This is a genomic window from Lactococcus sp. EKM203L (assembly GCF_011800585.1).
GTDB classification, from domain to species: domain Bacteria; phylum Bacillota; class Bacilli; order Lactobacillales; family Streptococcaceae; genus Lactococcus; species Lactococcus lactis.
Map to the genome: position 1 here is coordinate 1 of NZ_JAALEQ010000035.1, position 1,250 is coordinate 1,250.

Below are 1,250 nucleotides of genomic sequence, written 5' to 3' on the forward strand. Positions count from 1 at the left end.
CGTTACTCTGTCCTCTCTGTCTTTTTTCTCAATTTTACACTAAAATAGATTTTTTGGAAAACTTTGCAACAGAACCAGTTAAAGCAGCAAGGAATGACTTATAAGATGATTGAACGAAAAACTGGAATCAGTATTGCAACTCAAAAAAGAAGGTTTGGTGCAATAAAAAAGTAAAAGTGTTGATTTCTAAATGAATGATCATTAAAAAATATAGTAATATAGCAAGTACATTATGATACACTTATAATAGTAGAAACTTTTTTAAATTCAGCCCCAGATCTTTGAGCGACTATATGTTTAACATAGTAAATGGTGAGAGATTTATTAATCTGCAATCATACAATATCACGAAGAATAAAGTTTTAAAATAATACTGATTAAAAATAAACTAAGTAAGTTGACAAACTAAATAAATAAAAGTATAATTTATTTAACGAAGATTGTTGTGAGTATATTCTCACCACTTAAACCGAGGGCTGGCAAATTCCCTCGGTTTTTTTATTGTTTATTACTATCAAAAAACGCCCCTCTGGCAAAGGGACGAATAGTGGATTAAAGGCGCTTATGTCGGTTTTTTAACCAGTCCTTGACCAGCTCAAGGATTACTCCAACCACTATTGGAGCGACAACTGATACGAAGATTGTTATGAGCATAGACTCACCTCCCTTCTAAGGCAATACTGCATCAGAAAGGTGCGCCACTAAGAATTATATCATAAAAAAGGAAATAAATACCCTAGTAGTAGAAGAGAAATATCTTTCAAGAAAACTATTCTTTTTCGGAAATATACTATTTCTGAAGTGAAAAACATAAAATTTTCATTTTAAAAACTTTCGTAAATTTTTGCTCACTTTTAATAAAAAAACTCCTTCAGTTAGAAAGAGATTTTTTACTAAGTAGATTAAAAACCATTCAATGATTTTTAGGGGTTATTATTATAATGTATCCATTCTACCACTTCAATATTATTTGTCAATAAGAAAAACATCAATAGTTGATGTTTTTCAGGAGTATTTATGAAAAGTTTTTCTGGAATAAGCATAGTTTATCATAATTATATTAACATTCGCTTAATGGAAAGTCAACGAAAAACTAGACACGGAGTTAAGAGAATTTAAGAATTATATTTTTCAAAGTCCTTTGGAGACTTGTAATCAAGACCTGAATGCATTCTTTTTGTATTGTAATAGGTCTCAATGTATTTAAATATTTCTTGAGTAGCCTCAGCTCTTGTCTCAAAATGAGCATC

General features: G+C 29.9%; 2 protein-coding genes and 1 pseudogene. 1 reads left to right on the forward strand and 2 read right to left on the reverse strand.

The window, feature by feature from the left end; translation table 11 throughout:
* Positions 1-75: 75 nt before the first annotated feature.
* Positions 76-174, forward strand: a pseudogene (locus tag HFD15_RS14475) (recombinase family protein); the annotation flags it as partial.
* A 378-nt stretch (positions 175-552) separates the two neighbouring features.
* Here HFD15_RS14475 and HFD15_RS13935 read toward each other — a convergent pair.
* Positions 553-654 (reverse strand): type I toxin-antitoxin system Fst family toxin, encoded by a 102-nt coding sequence (locus tag HFD15_RS13935; RefSeq protein ID WP_021722009.1) that lies wholly within the window; start codon positions 652-654, stop codon positions 553-555.
* Between the two features lie 461 nt (positions 655-1,115).
* Positions 1,116-1,250, reverse strand: a 135-nt coding sequence (locus HFD15_RS13940) for an IS3 family transposase (RefSeq protein WP_167593622.1), incomplete at its 5' end; no start/stop codon positions are given.

Coding starts and splice junctions, on each gene's coding strand:
- HFD15_RS13935 (WP_021722009.1), bottom strand. CDS start 654: ATGCTCATAACAATCTTCGTATCAGTTGTCGCTCCAATAGTGGTTGGA.